Here is a 15,289-nt window from a genome sequence, read left to right as displayed (position 1 = left end):
CCTTTATACGACGATGGCTTTGGGACGCTTGCGTTCGAACCACATGGTCACGAACAGACGTGTTACGTAGATGGCTGTGAACACGGATGTGATGATGCCAAAGCCCAAGGTGATGGCAAAACCACGCACAGGGCCCGAGCCCATCACAAACAGGATGATCGCCGTGATGATCGTTGTGATGTTCGCATCCACAATCGCCGACAGCGCCTTTTCGTACCCCAGTTCGATGGCACGCGCAGGGCCTTTGGCGGTTTTCAGTTCTTCACGGATACGTTCGAAAATCAGCACGTTCGCGTCGACGGCCATACCGACTGTCAGAACGATACCTGCAATACCCGGCAGCGTCAGCGTCGCGCCAATCAGGCTGAGCAGACCAAACAGCATCGCGATGTTCAGGATCAGCGCGATGTTGGCGAAGAAACCGAACAGACCATAGCTGAAGAACATAAAGGCCAGGACGGCGACACCTGCCACCATACAGGCGACTTTACCCGCATCGATGCTGTCTTGCCCCAGTTCCGGGCCAATCGTCCGTTCTTCAAGGAAATCCAGACCAACAGGCAGCGCACCTGCACGCAGCAGAACGGCCAGCTTTGTGCTTTCTTCGACATTGAAGTTACCGGTAATAATGCCGGAACCACCCGCGATGTGCGCCTGAATGACAGGCGCGCTGATTACTTCGTTATCCAGAACAATGGCAAAGGGTTCGCCAATGTTTTCAGCTGTGTAATCGCCGAATTTCCGTGCACCCGATGTGTTAAAGCGGAAGTTGACCGCAGGACGCCCGTTCTGGTCAAAGCTCGGCTGTGCATCAACCAGTTCCTCGCCCGTCACAACTGGCGCTTTCTCGACCACATAGAAGCCATCGCCTTCATCCAGAGACGGCAGGACTTCATTGCCAACGCCCGCGTCGGCCTCGGCGTTTGCGGCGCGGCGAACGACCGGTTGGAAGGTCAGTTGCGCGGTTGTGCCGATGATTTCTTTCAGTTCTGCCGCAGACCCAATGCCCGGCACCTGAATAAGAATGCGGTCAGAGCCCTGACGCTGAATCGTCGGTTCGCGTGTGCCTACCTCATCAATCCGGCGACGGATGATTTCCAGCGTCTGGCTAAGTGTACGATCATCTGTCGCGCGCTGTTCAGCCTCGGACAAACGGACGACCAGATCGTCCTCTTCACCCGTTACAACGATATCGGTTTCACCAGCTGCAGCAACGGACACAACAGGCGCAGCCAGTTTGCGAACCTCGGCCAAAGCGGTGGCCATTCCTTCCGGCTGAGAGATTTTGACCCGCAGCTCAGCAGGATCGCCCTGTTGAAGTCGGATAGTACCGATTTCGGAGCGAAGCGGACGCAGCGCATCGCGAACTTCGGGCCACAGGGCCTCCATCCGCGACGCGTATGCGTCTCCAACACGCACTTCTGTCAGAAGGTGCGCACCGCCACGCAGGTCCAGACCAAGATTGACCAGACCTGAGGGCACATAAGACGGCCAGCTTTCGGCAGCGGCAAGACGTTCTTCCGTCTCGCCCTGACGTTCAATGGCCGTAACGGCGTCATTATGCTGTTCGACACGGGTGTAAAACGCGTTGGGCAGTGACAGGATCACCCCGATGACCAGAACGCTCCAGATCAGGACGCGTTTCCATGTATCGATTTGCAACATAAATGCCGCCTTTTGTTATTGGATCAGGGAAAGATCAGCTATCCGCCGGCTCGGTCTTGGACATGACCTGAGAAATGGTGGACTGAACCACGCGAACTTTCACGCCTTCGGCCAGTTCGACCTCGACCTCGTTGGCCTCTTTCACTTTGACCACTTTGCCGATCAGGCCGCCTTGGGTGACAACCACGTCACCACGGCGCAGACCCTCGACCATCTTCTGATGTTCTTTCATCTTTTTCTGCTGCGGACGGATCAGCAGGAAATACATGATCGCAAAGATCAGAATAAGGGGGACGAATTGCGCGAATGCGTTGCCTTCCATGGGGCGACTCCTTTAGTTGGTCAGAGGCGGCCGCCTCAATTTTGCGGGGAACCTATGGGCTGCGTTAGCGCTTTGCAAGGTCGCCTGACCCCTGTTCTGCTTGCTTGGCACGCTTTCCCGCATACGGCGAACCAACTTATATCGCGGTTTCCCGATGCAGCCCTCTGTTGCAGGACTGAAACCATCAAATTCCCGCCTGCTGAAACCGCTTCTATTCCTGATGGATTCGGGGCATACCGCGCCGCATCAACCATGTCAGAGGAGCAAGACTATGCATGACATCCGTGCCATCCGCGAAAACCCCGCTGCGTTCGACGCTGCGTTGTCTCGTCGTGGGAATGCCGCTGTCTCCTCTGAAATCATCGCGATTGACGAAGAGCGCCGCGCAGCGATCCACGCCGCCGAAACCGCACAAGCCGATCAGAACCGCGCTTCCAAGGAAATTGGCAAGGCCAAAGCCAGCGGTGACGAGGCTGAATTCGAACGCCTTCGCACACTGGTTGCCGCCAAAAAGGCCGAGGTCGCCGAAATGCAGGCCAACGCCAAAGCGCTCGATGAAAAGCTGAACGATCTGCTGATGGGCATCCCCAACCTGCCCTACGACGAAGTCCCAGAGGGCGCAGATGAAGACGACAACGTCGAAATGCACACATGGGGCACACCGCGCAGCTTTGATTTCGCGCCTAAGGAACACTTTGAAATCACTGGCGTTAAGCCGGGAATGGATTTCGAAACTGCCGCCAAACTGTCCGGTTCGCGCTTTGTCGTGCTGTCGGGTGGCGTCGCACGCGTGCACCGTGCGTTGGCCCAGTTCATGCTGGACACGCATATCGAAGAAAATGGCCTGTCCGAGACGTGGACACCTGTCCTCGTGCTGGACGAAATGATGTACGGCACAGGCCAGTTGCCCAAGTTCGGTGAAGACAGCTATCAGACCCGCGAAGGTTGGTGGCTGGTGCCCACGGCCGAGGTCACACTGACCAACATTGTCAACGGCGTGACGATCGAAGAAGACTACTTGCCCCGCCGCTATGTGGCTCACACCCAGTGTTTCCGCTCCGAGGCGGGCAGCGCGGGTCGCGACACATCCGGTATGCTGCGCCAGCACCAGTTCGAAAAGGTCGAGATGGTGTCGGTCACGCATCCGGACAAAAGCCGCGAAGAACTGGACCGCATGACGCGCTGCGCCGAGGGCATTCTGGAAAAGCTGGGCCTGCCCTATCGCACCGTTGTTCTGTGCACAGGCGATATGGGCTTTGGCGCGCGCCGCACCCACGACATCGAGGTTTGGCTGCCCGGTCAGGACAAATACCGCGAAATCAGCTCGGTCTCGGTCTGTGGTGATTTCCAGGCGCGCCGTATGAATGCACGCTTTAAGCCCTCTGCCGGTGGCAAACCCGAGTTTGTCCATACGCTGAACGGTTCCGGCCTTGCGGTCGGTCGCTGCCTGATCGCGGTTCTGGAAAACGGCCAACAAGAAGATGGATCCGTTTTGCTTCCTGAAGCGTTGCATCCTTGGTTGCGTGGCAAAACACGCCTGACACCCGAGGGGCATCTTGAATGATCAAACAGGACTTTCCGAAAGTACTCTGGGCTTTTGTGACGGCATTAGCGGCGCTCGCCTTTGCGGCGTCGCCCTTTCTGTCAGACGGCTTTAACGGGTTCTCACCGGATCAGTTTCCTGTCCCGCAAGACAACCCGCCGGTCCAACCGGCGGGCTATGCGTTTTCCATCTGGGGGTTGATTTACCTCTGGCTGATCATCGGAACCGGTTTCGGCCTGCTCCGCCGCGCAACAGACGAAGACTGGGCACCTGCCCGTCCGTGGCTGGCCGCAAGCCTTGTCATTGGCACCGCGTGGATCCCTGCTGCCAATCTGTCGGTCCCTGTCGCCACTGTGATGATCTGGCTGATGCTGGGCACAGCTGTCATGGCGCTTTACAAACTGGGTGACGAAGATCGTTGGCTACAACTGTCTCCTGTCGCCATCTACGCGGGCTGGCTGACAGCGGCGTCCTGCGTTTCCGTGGGCCTCATGCTGGCAGGCTATGGCATCCTGAACGGCACGCTGGCCGCTTTGGTCTCTTTGTCTCTCGCCCTGACCATCGCGCTTTTCATCCAATTCTCACTGCACCGAGCGCCCGAGTATGGCCTCGCTGTGATCTGGGCGCTGGTCGGCATCATCGTGTCCAACAGCCAGCCATTGAACATCGCCGTATCCGGCCTGTGCGTCATCGGCATTCTTGCGATCCTCGCAGTGCGCGGGACGGACACTGAATAGCAGTATTTTCTTTCCCGAAATACCTTGGGAGTGAATTGTGCCGAAGACACAAGAGAGGGCAAAGCCCTCTAACCTGCGTAGCTTACTTGCAACGTAAACTCACGACTTCTTCTTACCCAAATGCTTGGTCAACGCACCGGCGTTCGTCTTGCGACGGCCCTTGTACGGGTTCTTGTCCGACTGGCCGCGCATGGTCAGGCGAATGGGTGTGCCCGGCATGTCAAAGTCGGCACGCAAGCCATTGATAAGATAACGCGAATAGCTATCCGGCAACTTGTCCGGATGAGAACACATCACCACGAAATGCGGCGGACGCGTTTTCACTTGCGTCATGTAGCGCAGCTTGATCCGCTTGCCTTGCGGCGCAGGCGGCGGGTGGGATGAAATCATCCCTTCCAGCCAGCGGTTCAAACGTGCTGTCGAAATACGTGCGTTCCATGTTCTGTACGCACGCATCACCGCCTCGTGGAGGCGGTCCATTCCGCGGCCGGTCCGAGCAGAGACCGTCACCAAAGGTGCACCGCGCAGCTGCGGCAGAAGGCGCTCGAACGCTTCCTTCAATGCCTTCAGCTTTTCATTTTTCTCGTCTTCCAGATCCCATTTGTTGACCGCCACGACAACCGCGCGGCCTTCCCGTTCGGCCAGATCCGCAATCCGCAAATCCTGCTGTTCAAAGGGGATGGCTGCGTCCAGCAGAACGACAACAACTTCGGCAAACTTGACGGCACGCAGACCGTCAGAGACCGACAGCTTTTCCAGCTTTTCCTGAACCTTCGCGCGTTTGCGCATACCGGCGGTGTCAAAGATACGGGTTGGAACACCCTTCCAATCCAAATTCAGCGAAATCGCGTCGCGCGTGATCCCGGCCTCGGGACCGGTCAGCAGACGGTCTTCGCCCAGCAACTGGTTGATAAGTGTGGATTTACCCGCGTTCGGACGCCCGACGACCGCCACCTGCAACGGCTTTTTCGCCGTCGGCATGGGGATGTTGTCTTCATCCTCGAAATCATCGTCGTCGAGTTCAACGGAAACCTCTGGGCTTTCTTCCTCTGCTTCCGCGGCGCTCTCTTCATAGGCTTCGGCCAAAGGCAGCAAAGCGGAATAAAGCTCGTTTAGGCCTTCGCCGTGTTCCGCAGACAGCGGGATCGGTTCGCCCAGACCAAGGTTCCATGCTTCAAGCACCCCGCCCTCAGCCGCGCGGCCTTCGGCCTTGTTCGCAGCCAGCAAAACGTGATCGGCACGCTTGCGCAGGATTTCGGCAAAGACTTCGTCGGTCGGGGTGATACCCGTGCGGGCATCCACCATGAACAGGCAGATGTCGGCCATATCCACCGCGCGTTCGGTCAGCTTGCGCATCCGGCCTTGCAGGGATTCATCCGTCGCTTCTTCCAGACCGGCGGTGTCGATCACGGTAAAGCGCAGATCCACCAGTTTGCCGGCACCTTCACGCAAGTCACGTGTGACACCGGGCTGGTCATCCACCAACGCCAGCTTTTTGCCGACAAGTCGGTTGAACAATGTGGACTTTCCGACATTGGGCCGTCCAACGATGGCGAGTGTGAATGACATTTCGGTTCCGTAGCTTGATCAAGGCGCAGCGTTTACGTCGTTGCCGGAACCATGTCCAGCCCAATCACATGGGCTGGCCGTTCAGGTTGCGGGCAATCAACGATACGCGAAAAGTGTGCCCTTCTTCGACACAACATAAAGCGTGCCGTTTACAACGATGGGCGATGTGGTTGCGCCGCCCGGAATGTCGACCTGCGAAGTCAACGCGCCGTCTTCTGGGTTGAACATGCGGATCGCGCCATCCGAGGATGCAACGATCAACTGACCACCGGCCAGGATCGGGCCGTAGTTCACGTACGACCGATCGCGGCGTTTGTGCGGACGTGCGGAAGGCACCCAGCCGGGCAGTTCGACCGACCAGATCTGTTCGCCGGTCTCTGCGTCGACACGCTTGAGTTCATTTAGGTCTGACACAAAGTACACGGAGCCGCCCGCGACCCAAGGCTGGTGCAGCGCACCTTCGGCAAGAGTCCATTTGCGATCGCCCGAGAACAGATCGAAACCTGCCATGCTGCCAGAGTGGTTGCCGGCATACAGGCTACCGTCTGCAATCACAGGATCACCCGTGATATCGCCGACTGTGTTCACTGCGCGGCCTTTGCGCTGGCCTGCAATTTCGCTGGACCACAAGGACAAGCCGCCTTGGCGGAAAGTCGTCTGGATTTGACCGTTGCCAAAGCCGAACACGACACGGTCACCTTCCAGCGCAGGCGCAGGAGCACCGGCCACGTTGTTGATATCGGCCACAGTTTCGGTCTGCCAACGGACACGACCGCTGTCTGTTTCAATCGCCCAGCCGATGTTATCGCCCGACGTCAGATACACCAGACCGCCAGAAATCGTCGGCGCGCCTGTGGCAACCGTGTCCAGATCCTGTGTCCAGACAACGGACCCTGTCGCTGCTTCCAGCGCAGTCAACTGACCCAAGCCTGACGTCGCATACAGAACACCATCGGCAACACCTAGACCGCCACCCTGAACGCTGGCAGCACTGTCGCGCGGTGTTTCAAGCTGATGTGTCCAGACCGCAGCACCAGAAGTATCGGTCGCTGTGATGCGCAGATCAGAGGACATCGTGTAAATACGCGCGCCATCCGATACCGGCGTCGTGTTCAAACGCTTGCGGCGCTTGTCACCATCGCCGATGGACGTGGACCAAACCTGCTGCAGCGGCAGTTGCAGTGCGGCATGGGTGGTGCGTGCAAAGGGACTGACAGGGCTTTGCGCCCATTGGCCGTTGGATACCGCTGCGGGCAGGTTGGCTGCCACAGCGCGGTTTTCCACCTCTGTCGCTGCGGCTGTGTCGCCCGCGCGCAATGCCAAACGTTCGCCCGGCAGGATCGGATCGCTCTGAGAGCATGCCGACAGCAGGCCAAGCCCGAAAACTGCAACGGAAATCTTAAGTCCTGTTGTCATAGTTGCCCCGCTCCCGTTTCTTTTTTGTCGCATTAACTTCCAGCGACCAACGAACCGCCCAACGACACAATCAACTGTGTCGCACGACGGCGCAAGCCCTGCGTGGCCTCATCATCAACAAGAATTGCCTGAAGGCGCGCAATCGCGGCCTCGGTTTCGCCTGCGTCAATCTCGATCAGGGCGATTTGTTCTTCAGACAGCAAACGCAGCGGATGGCCCGGCTGTGTCATCGCGACAAAACCGGCACGGCGGTCTTCTGCGGACAGATTGCTGTCGTTCTTGCTTAGTGCCTTGAAGGTCGCGATTTGGCGATAGATCTCGGGGGCATCCGTATTTGCGCCGACTTGCGCCATGGTATCTGCAGCCGCTGCATCCTGATCTGATGCGGCCTGCTCAGCGCCCAACAACATGGCCCGAACTGACTCGGCTGCGCCGGTCGGTGCATCAACCTCGGACAACGCGGCGATGCGATCCTCGGGCGTTTCTGATTCCAAGGCCGCAACCAGCGCATTGCCAAAGGCCTGTGCCGCTGCCGTTTCCTGAGCTTTTTGATATTCGCGCCATGCCGCGCCGCCAACGATCAAAGCAACCGCCAGCACGCCGATCCAGCCGTATTTGCGCAGTGACGCGTACATCTGGTCGCGACGCACTTCTTCGGTCACCTCATCAATGAAACTATCAGGATTGCTCACACCGAACCTCGTGCCGAAAGAATTGTTGTCCCCTCTTACCTGCTGAGAAAACACAAGCCAAGAGCAGCGAAGGGGTTGAAACTTTTCTCTCCGATTTAAATATCGCTTTCAAAGTGAATTTGAACTGATTAGTTTACATTGCAAGTGCAGCATGACACAGATTGGCTCGACCAAGTTTTCGGGACCGAAATTGAACCGGCCCTAAAATTTTCTTGTTTTCATGCAAAGACCGCCGTGACCGGCCAAGACGACAGGACCTGACTGAATGCGAATTGTTCCGTTGATAACAGCGATTGTGGTCGCTCTGATTTTGTATGGCGTCGTTCTGAAACGGGATGAAGTCATGGCATTTGCAACCGGCACAGCCCCGGCAGAGCAAACAGAACAGGGCACCGAGGGCGATACACCGGTCGAAACCGCCGAAGCTGAGGCCGAGAAACCGGCAGCAGAAGCCAAGGTTCGGGTCATGGCGATGAAAAGCACGGCGCAGTTGGTCGATACGCAGATAATCCTGCGCGGCGAAACAGAAGCCATGCGCGAAGTGGATGTGATGGCGGAAACCGCAGGCAAGGTTATTTCGGAACCGCTGCGGAAAGGTGCCTTTGTTCAGGAGGGCGAACTGCTCTGCAAACTGGACCCGGGCACGCGCCAGACGTCGCTTGCCGAAGCCGAAGCAGCCTATGCGAATGCGCTCGCTGGCGTCCCCGAAGCACAAGCACGCGTACCCGAGGCCGAGGCGCGATTGGCAGAAGCCAATGCAGCGCTTAGCGAAGCCAAGATCAACGAAACAGCCGCAAGCCGCCTGAGCGAAGGTGGTTTTGCCTCGGAAACCCGCGTTGCGGCGGCCACAGCCCAGTTGCGCAGCAGCGAAGCGGCGGTTGTGTCGGCGCAGGCAGGTGTCGAAGCGGCCAAGGCCGGGTTGGAAAGCGCCCAAGCGGCCATTCAAGCCGCCGAGGCTGGCGTGGCCCGTGCCAAGGATGACATCGCCAAGCTGGACATCAAAGCACCGTTCGCGGGCCTTTTGGAAACAGACACTGCCGAGCTCGGGGCGCTTCTAACTGCTGGCGGCCACTGCGCATCGATCCTTCAGTTGGACCCGATCAAACTGGTGGGCTTTGTGCCGGAAACGCAAGTAGGCAAGATTGCAGTGGGCTCTCCGGCCGGTGCGCGTTTCACCGACGGGTCGACCATCACAGGACGTGTGTCCTTTGTTTCCCGTCGCGCCGATGCCCTGACACGCACGTTCCGTGTCGAAATCAATGTACCGAACACAGCCCTGCAGATCAGCGCGGGCCAAACCGTTGAAATCGGCATCCAAGCCGAAGGCGCGCCTGCGCATCTGGTTCCGCAATCTGCGCTGACCCTGAACGATCAGGGCGACATTGGCGTGCGTACAGTCTCGGACGATATGACCGCGCAATTCATGGGCGTCACAATCCTGCGCGACACTCAGGAAGGTATGCTGGTCGCGGACCTGCCCGAGACAGTGAACATCATCACAGTCGGTCAGGAATTTGTCACAGACGGCGTGCCTGTCATTCCATCCTATGAGGACGTTCTCCAATGACCGGTATCGTAGATTGGGCCGCCTCTCGGGCGCGGATGGTCATAGCCTTTATCATCCTGTCGATTGCCGTCGGGGCGTATTGCTACGTGTCGTTGCCGAAAGAAGGCGAGCCGGATATCGAAATTCCGGCTCTTTTCGTATCCGTTCCCTTCCCCGGCATCTCTGCGACAGACTCAGAGACCCTGCTCGTCAAGCCGATGGAGACCGAGCTTTCGGACCTTGATGGGCTGAAAACCATGTCGTCCACCGCTGCCGAAGGCTATGCTGGTGTCGCGCTGGAGTTCGAATTCGGTTGGGACAAGACCAAGGTCATGGCCGACGTCCGTGACGCGATGAACAATGCAGAAGCCAAGTTTCCCGACGGGGCCGAGCAGTACTCGATCAACGAAATCAACTTTTCCCTGTTCCCGATTGTCATCGTCAACCTGACCGGCCCGGTGCCGGAACGGACGATGGTACAAATCGCCAAAAATCTTCAGGATAAAATCGAAGGTCTGGACGCAGTGCTTGAGGCCGGCATCGCTGGCAACCGCGATGAAATGCTTGAAGTCATCATCGATCCTCTGCGTCTGGAATCCTACAATGTGACCGCAGGCGAACTGATCGACGTTGTTCAAAACAACAACCAACTGATTGCTGCGGGCGAAGTTGAAACCGAAACCGGCGCGTTTTCGGTCAAGATTCCGTCGTCCTTTGATGATGCGCAGGACGTCTATAACCTGCCCGTCAAAACCAATGGCGACCGCGTGATCACCCTTGGCGATCTGGCGCGGATCAACCTGACGTTCGTCGACCGCACCTCGACCGCGCGCTTTAACGGTGAAACGTCTGTGGCGCTTCAGGTGGTCAAGCGCAAGGGTTTCAACCTGATTGACACCAGCGCCGAGGTCCGCCGCGTGGTGGAAGAGGCCCGCGCTGAATGGCCGGACGAGCTTAAGGCCGTGGTCTCACTGGGCACTTCAAACGATCAAAGCCGTACCGTGGCCTCGATGGTCAGCCAGCTTGAAGGGTCGGTCCTTACAGCCATTGCGCTTGTGATGATCGTTGTTCTGGCATCGCTGGGCACGCGCCCCGCTCTGCTGGTCGGTTTCGCTATTCCGACATCTTTTCTACTTTGCTTCGTGCTCTTGGCCCTCATGGGCATCACCATTTCGAACATTGTGATGTTCGGCCTGATCCTTGCGGTCGGGATGCTGGTTGATGGCGCGATTGTCGTTGTTGAATATGCCGACAAACGCATATCAGAGGGTTCTGGCCCGATGTCGGCCTATGTCGAGGCCGCGAAACGGATGTTCTGGCCGGTGATCAGTTCGACGGCAACAACGCTCTGTGCTTTCTTGCCAATGCTGTTCTGGCCGGGTGTTCCGGGCGAATTTATGGGCATGCTGCCAGTCACTTTGATTTTCGTTCTGTCTGCATCGCTGATCGTTGCCCTGATTTATTTGCCTGTCATGGGCGGTGTTTCGGGCCGTTTTTCGCGCACATTGAACAACGCGACAGACGCTTTGCGCGCCTCGACGCCTTGGGCTGTTCGCGCGGCTTTGGTTCCTGTCGTACTGTTCGGAATGTTCGTTGGCGCGATGATGTTGCTGAACCCTGCGTATCTGTTTGAACCAATCGGCACCGGCTTTATGGCTTACATGCCGGGCGTCGTCGTTTTCCTGATTTTCGCATCGCTGACATCCATCGTCATGGATGCAGCAGCGATCCATCGCAAGAAAGACCGTGTGGACGCAGGGTACCGCCGCACAATGTTCGGGCGCTTCATGTCGTTCATCGTCGGCAACCCCATTATGCCATTGGTGACAATTGCCGCCGTGGTGATGTTCGTCATGTCGACCTTCAGCTACTTTGGCGAAAACAACAACGGCACCGAATTCTTTGTCGAAACCGAGCCCGAACAGGCGCTGGTTTACGTCATGGCGCGTGGCAACCTGAGCCTTGCTGAAAAAGACGCGCTGGTGCGGCGTGCGGAACAGGTGGTTCTGAACCATCCGGGCGTACAGACGGCCTTTTCCTTTGCGGGCGACGGTGGCCTGTCGTCCAACACAGGTGGTGCGCAACCACCCAAAGACACCATCGGTCAGATTCAGTTCGAAACCATTCCATGGGAAGAACGCCCTGACGCGCGCGAGATCTGGAAGCCGCTGCCCTTCCTCGACTTCGGTTTTGAGATCGACGTGAAGAACCCCGCGCTTGATGGCGACACGGTGATTTCCGAACTGACGGAAGAACTGTCGACCATCCCCGGCGTCCGCACCGAGATCCTGAACCTTGCGATGGGTCCGGCCTCGGCCAAGCCTGTGCACCTGCGGGTCAAAGGCGACAACTGGGATGACCTGATCACAGCAACGGAACTGACCCGCGCCCAGTTCGAAGAAACCGCAGGTCTGCGCCTGATTGAAGACACGCTCCCCCTGCCCGGCATTGACTGGCAGATCGACGTGGATGTTGAAAAGGCCGGTCGCTATGGCGCCAACGTGGCGGCCGTCGGCGCGATGGTTCAGCTTGTGACACGCGGCATTCTGCTGGACACGATGCGCGTCGATACATCGGATGAAGAAATCGACATCCGTGTGCGTCTGCCGGAAAAAGACCGCCTGCTTTCAACGCTGGATTCCCTTAAGGTCCGCACGAACGAAGGCCTTGTGCCACTGTCGAACTTCATCACGCGTGAACCGGTCGCCAAACTGGCCGAAATCAGCCGCGTGGATCAGAAACGGTATTTCGACGTGAAAGCCGATGTTACAGCCGATCTGTTCAAAATCCGCGCGAATGCGGATGGCGCGATCCTTGGCTACGCTTTGGCGGACGAAGACGGCGCGGTTAAGATCGGTGATAAAAGCTATTCTTTCACCTTTGACGCGATGGATCGTGACACCGAGTTCTGGCGTGGTCAGTACGATGCTTTGATCGCTACTGCGGAGGAGAACGGTCTCATCGCCTCAGACATTCCGAGCTTTGCCGAGTTCGAAACCCGTGTCGCTGATTTCACTGCCACCCTGCCGGACAGCTTTAAACTGGCGGCAGTGTCCGTGAACCCGAACGAACGGATCGAGGTGCTGACGGAATGGCTTGATACCAAGCCTTTCCCCGCTGGCATCGAGTGGGAATGGACCGGCGACCAAGAAGACCAAGAGGAAAGCGCCGCCTTTCTCAGCAGCGCCTTCACAGCCGCTTTGGGCCTGATGTTCATCATCCTGCTCGCTCAGTTCAACTCGTTCTACAACTCGGTTCTGGTTCTTCTGGCTGTGATCCTGTCCACCGCAGGCGTTCTGATCGGGATGCTTCTGATGGGTCAGACATTCTCGATCATCATGACCGGCACCGGCATCGTCGCGCTTGCGGGGATCGTGGTGAACAACAACATCGTTCTGATCGATACCTATCAGGAATACGAGGTCCACATGCCGCGGATCGAGGCGATCATCCGCACGGCTGAATCGCGCATCCGTCCTGTTTTGCTGACCACGATCACCACAATGGCCGGCCTTGCGCCGATGATGTTCGGTCTCAGCCTTGATTTCTTCGGCGGCAGCTATGCGCTGAACAGCCCGACATCGCTGTGGTGGAAACAGCTGGCGACAGCGGTAGTCTTTGGCCTTGGCATTGCGACGGTTCTGACGCTTGTGTTTACGCCGTCGATGCTGGCGCTGCGGATCTGGACGGTCAAATACGCGCAATGGTTGGGCCGTTTGCTGGCACGTCTGTCCTTCGGTCGCGGCAGCGAAATCGCTCGGGATTGGGCAATGCGCCGTGAATCCCGCCATGTCGAGGTGCCGACAATCCTGTGGGATGACGGGGGCGAGACGTCTTCGACACCGGACAAGCCGAAATCGGGAATGCCGCTTAGGGCCGCCGAATAAGCGGCCCGAGAAACCTAGATCAGGCCGCGTTACGATCTGCGGCTTGACGCGCCCATAGGCTGGCATAGCGCCCGCCCTTGGCCAGCAGATTGTCATGCGTGCCGCTTTCGACGATCTCGCCCGCTTCCAAAACAATGATCTTATCCGCATCCGCCACGGTCGACAGACGGTGCGCGATTGTCAGAACGGTGCGCCCCTCACCCGCGCGGGCCAGTGCCGACTGAATGCCCTGTTCGGTTTCGGTATCCAGCGCCGAGGTCGCCTCGTCCAGCAACAGGATTGGCGGGTTCTTAAGCAATGTGCGCGCAATCCCGACCCGCTGCTTTTCACCGCCAGACAGCTTAAGCCCGCGCTCACCAACTGTGGTGTCGTAACCGTCTGGCAAAGACACGATGAAGTCATGGATCTGGGCGGCTTGCGCGGCTTCGACAATATCGGCTTCGGTCGCATCTGCGCGTCCGTAGGCAATGTTGTATCGGATGGTGTCATTGAACAGCACTGTGTCCTGAGGAACCACGCCGATCGACTTATGCAGGCTTTCCTGCGTGACATCACGGATGTCCTGCCCATCGATTTTGATCGCGCCGCCTTTGACGTCATAGAAACGGAAAAGCAGACGCCCGATGGTGGACTTGCCCGACCCAGACGGGCCGACCAAGGCAACAGTCTCGCCTGCGTTCACGGTAACCGACACGCCTTTCAGAATGGGGCGTTCGGCCTCGTACCCGAAGACGACATTGCCCAGCTCGACCACGCCGCCGGAAACGTTCAAGGCAGGTGCATTCGGCTTGTCGGACACCTCGGCTGGCTGCTCTAGCAGGTCGAACATCTCGCCCATATCCACAAGGCTTTGACGGATTTCACGATAGACCGTGCCAAGGAAGTTCAAAGGCATCGTAATCTGGATCATCAGGGCGTTGACCATGACCAGATCACCAACGGTCAGCGACCCGTTCTGAACGCCGACGGCCGCCATAACCATCACAATGACCAGACCGCTGGTAATAATCAGCGCCTGACCGAAGTTCAGCATCGCGAGCGAGGTAGACGTTTTGACCGCAGCGCTTTCGTATTTGCGCATCGCCTGATCGTACCGTTCGGTTTCGCGATCCTCGGCGCCGAAGTATTTAACCGTTTCAAAGTTCAGAAGACTGTCGATGGCTTTCTGGTTCGCGTCGGTGTCCTGTTCGTTCATCACCCGACGCAGCTTGACCCGCCATTCGGTGACTTTGAACGTGAAGGTGACGTACAAAACAATGGTGAGAACGACGACTACCAGATACCAAACATCCAGCGCGAAATAGAGCGCGCCGGCCACCAGGATCAGCTCCAACAACAACGGGCCGATGCTGAACAGCATAAAGCGCAGCAGGAATTCGACGCCCTTCACACCACGTTCAATGATCCGCGACAGACCGCCCGTGCGGCGCGTGATGTGGTAGCGCAGCGAAAGCTGGTGGATATGCCGGAAGGTCCGAAGCGCCAGCCTGCGCAAAGCGCGTTGCCCAACGCGGGCAAAGACCGCATCACGCAGTTGCTGGAAACCAGAATTCAGCACCCGCGCCATACCGTAGGCGACGGTCAAACCTACCGCACCAACGCCAAGCGTCCACGCAGGATCGACACTGTCGCCTGTCAGCTTGTCGATGGCAGCTTTGTAGAAAAACGGCGTGCTGACTGCGATGACCTTTGCCAGAATAAGCAGCGCCATCGAGATCACAACGCGGCGCTTTACCCATGTTTGGCCCTCGGGCCACAGGTAAGGTGCCACCTTTTTGATGATCTCCCATCCGGAGCGACGGTCTTGGGCGGTGATGTCTGCAGTGCTGCTGCGCATGGGGCTCTCCTGATTACAGGGTCACATAGACGTGACCCTTCCGGAAAACCAGAAGGGCCCCTGTGTAATTTCGAT

10 protein-coding genes are annotated in these 15,289 nt (G+C 57.9%); 4 read left to right on the top strand and 6 right to left on the bottom strand.

The features are described 5' to 3' along the window. Window positions 1-3 precede the first annotated feature (3 nt). The gene (secD, locus tag C4S59_RS06425; RefSeq protein ID WP_103909658.1) at window positions 4-1,665 is read right to left on the bottom strand and encodes a protein translocase subunit SecD; all 1,662 of its coding nucleotides are present in this window, start codon (window positions 1,663-1,665) and stop codon (window positions 4-6) included. Between the two features lie 34 nt (window positions 1,666-1,699). After that, window positions 1,700-1,987: a preprotein translocase subunit YajC gene (gene yajC / locus C4S59_RS06420; protein ID WP_103909657.1), complete on the bottom strand. Its 288-nt coding sequence runs from the start codon at window positions 1,985-1,987 to the stop codon at window positions 1,700-1,702. 271 nt (window positions 1,988-2,258) lie between these two features. On the opposite strand from yajC, the gene serS reads away from it, so the two are divergent. Continuing rightward, window positions 2,259-3,551, top strand: a complete 1,293-nt coding sequence (gene serS, locus C4S59_RS06415; protein WP_103909656.1) for a serine--tRNA ligase — start codon at window positions 2,259-2,261, stop codon at window positions 3,549-3,551. Beyond that, the gene (locus C4S59_RS06410; RefSeq protein ID WP_103909655.1) at window positions 3,548-4,267 is read left to right on the top strand and encodes a hypothetical protein; all 720 of its coding nucleotides are present in this window, start codon (window positions 3,548-3,550) and stop codon (window positions 4,265-4,267) included. Before serS ends, C4S59_RS06410 begins: the two co-directional genes overlap by 4 nt. A 99-nt stretch (window positions 4,268-4,366) precedes the next feature. Here the strand turns inward: C4S59_RS06410 and der are convergent, their stop codons facing one another. From der to C4S59_RS06395, 3 genes are all read right to left on the bottom strand, one after another. Then, on the bottom strand, window positions 4,367-5,836 hold the full coding sequence (gene der / locus C4S59_RS06405; RefSeq protein ID WP_103909654.1) for a ribosome biogenesis GTPase Der: 1,470 nt from the start codon (window positions 5,834-5,836) through the stop codon (window positions 4,367-4,369). A 96-nt stretch (window positions 5,837-5,932) separates the two neighbouring features. Next, window positions 5,933-7,252 carry a PQQ-binding-like beta-propeller repeat protein gene (locus C4S59_RS06400; RefSeq protein WP_103909653.1) on the bottom strand — a complete coding sequence of 440 codons (1,320 nt, stop codon included), beginning with the start codon at window positions 7,250-7,252 and terminating at the stop codon, window positions 5,933-5,935. A 32-nt stretch (window positions 7,253-7,284) separates the two neighbouring features. Beyond that, window positions 7,285-7,944, bottom strand: coding sequence for a hypothetical protein (locus C4S59_RS06395; RefSeq protein WP_103909652.1), 660 nt, complete (start codon window positions 7,942-7,944; stop codon window positions 7,285-7,287). Window positions 7,945-8,209: 265 nt separating this feature from the next. Between C4S59_RS06395 and C4S59_RS06390 the strand changes: the two genes are divergently transcribed. Together C4S59_RS06390 and C4S59_RS06385 are read left to right on the top strand one after the other, a co-directional pair. Further along, window positions 8,210-9,511 (top strand): efflux RND transporter periplasmic adaptor subunit, encoded by a 1,302-nt coding sequence (locus C4S59_RS06390; protein WP_103909651.1) that lies wholly within the window; start codon window positions 8,210-8,212, stop codon window positions 9,509-9,511. Continuing rightward, on the top strand, window positions 9,508-13,377 hold the full coding sequence (locus C4S59_RS06385; RefSeq protein ID WP_103909650.1) for an efflux RND transporter permease subunit: 3,870 nt from the start codon (window positions 9,508-9,510) through the stop codon (window positions 13,375-13,377). Before C4S59_RS06390 ends, C4S59_RS06385 begins: the two co-directional genes overlap by 4 nt. Before the next feature lie 19 nt (window positions 13,378-13,396). Here C4S59_RS06385 and C4S59_RS06380 read toward each other — a convergent pair whose 3' ends face one another. Continuing rightward, window positions 13,397-15,214 (bottom strand): ABCB family ABC transporter ATP-binding protein/permease, encoded by a 1,818-nt coding sequence (locus tag C4S59_RS06380; protein ID WP_103909649.1) that lies wholly within the window; start codon window positions 15,212-15,214, stop codon window positions 13,397-13,399. Window positions 15,215-15,289: the final 75 nt, after the last annotated feature.

The organism is Thalassococcus halodurans (assembly GCF_900108225.1).
Classification (GTDB): domain Bacteria; phylum Pseudomonadota; class Alphaproteobacteria; order Rhodobacterales; family Rhodobacteraceae; genus Thalassococcus; species Thalassococcus halodurans.
The sequence above is the reverse complement of the archived record's forward strand: the minus strand, read 5'-3'. Positions and strand labels throughout refer to the sequence as shown.

Excerpts from the sequence above, each read along its gene's own strand:
- secD (WP_103909658.1), bottom strand. The coding sequence starts at position 1,665 with ATGTTGCAAATCGATACATGGAAACGCGTCCTGATCTGGAGCGTTCTG.
- yajC (WP_103909657.1), bottom strand. The coding sequence starts at position 1,987 with ATGGAAGGCAACGCATTCGCGCAATTCGTCCCCCTTATTCTGATCTTT.
- serS (WP_103909656.1), top strand. The coding sequence starts at position 2,259 with ATGCATGACATCCGTGCCATCCGCGAAAACCCCGCTGCGTTCGACGCT.
- C4S59_RS06410 (WP_103909655.1), top strand. The coding sequence starts at position 3,548 with ATGATCAAACAGGACTTTCCGAAAGTACTCTGGGCTTTTGTGACGGCA.
- der (WP_103909654.1), bottom strand. The coding sequence starts at position 5,836 with ATGTCATTCACACTCGCCATCGTTGGACGGCCCAATGTCGGAAAGTCC.
- C4S59_RS06400 (WP_103909653.1), bottom strand. The coding sequence starts at position 7,252 with ATGACAACAGGACTTAAGATTTCCGTTGCAGTTTTCGGGCTTGGCCTG.
- C4S59_RS06390 (WP_103909651.1), top strand. The coding sequence starts at position 8,210 with ATGCGAATTGTTCCGTTGATAACAGCGATTGTGGTCGCTCTGATTTTG.
- C4S59_RS06385 (WP_103909650.1), top strand. The coding sequence starts at position 9,508 with ATGACCGGTATCGTAGATTGGGCCGCCTCTCGGGCGCGGATGGTCATA.
- C4S59_RS06380 (WP_103909649.1), bottom strand. The coding sequence starts at position 15,214 with ATGCGCAGCAGCACTGCAGACATCACCGCCCAAGACCGTCGCTCCGGA.